This is a genomic window from Streptococcus parasanguinis (assembly GCF_001578955.1).
GTDB lineage: Bacteria > Bacillota > Bacilli > Lactobacillales > Streptococcaceae > Streptococcus > Streptococcus parasanguinis_U.
The window spans coordinates 335,524-336,293 of sequence record NZ_KQ969689.1 but is presented as its reverse complement, the minus strand read 5'-3'; the positions used below and the strand labels follow the sequence as shown (position 1 = coordinate 336,293).

1 protein-coding gene is annotated in these 770 nt (G+C 44.8%); it reads right to left on the bottom strand.

Annotation, left to right across the window (positions count from 1 at the left end; translation table 11 throughout):
- A partial coding sequence (gene mutM / locus SPADD19_RS01615; protein ID WP_061455253.1) for a DNA-formamidopyrimidine glycosylase occupies positions 1-701 on the bottom strand: 701 nt, incomplete at its 3' end.
- Positions 702-770 lie beyond the last annotated feature (69 nt).

Sequence of the window (770 nt, the reverse complement as noted above, 5' to 3'; positions counted from 1 at the left end):
TGCATGGTGCCGTCTTCTCCAAAAGCATTGCTGTAGGAGCGAATGGTGGAGCCACCCTTTTCAACAGCTTGAGCAAGCACAGCAATCGTTTCTTTGCGGATTGCTTTGGCTTCTCTAGCAGTCAAGCTTTGACCCAAACGGGCTGGATGAACCTTGGCTCGATAAAGGACCTCATCTACATAGATATTGCCCAGACCAGCCACTAATTTTTGGTCCAAAAGAGCTGATTTAATGGGTTTCTTTGATTTTTTAAGAGCTGCTTGGAAGGCAGGCTCTTTAAGATCCGCTTCCGTCGGCTCTGGACCAATTTTTTTCGTCAAAAAATAGCTGTCGACAAGCTCAGGTACTAGGACTTCCATGGTCCCAAACTTGCGGACATCTTCATAAACCAGAGTGCTGCCATCTGTAAAATGAAATAAGACATGGGCGTGCTTGCGAAGAGGGACTTCGTCTGGATAAAAGAAATACTTGCCTTCCATCCGCAAATGCGAGATGAGGACCAGATCCGTCAGATAAAACAAAAGGTATTTCCCGCGGCGCCCCATGGCTCGAATTTCTTGACCTGGAAGATCTTGACAAAAAGCATCTAGATCCGTATGAATCATCTTAGGATACTTTACTTCCACTGACTGAATGGTTTTTCCAAGAATTAATTTCTCAAGACCGCGTCGAACCGTCTCTACTTCTGGTAATTCAGGCATAGAACTCCTTTCAAAAACAAGAAGCAGGCTTCTGCCCACCTCTTCTTAATATTCTTTTTCGTTGTATCC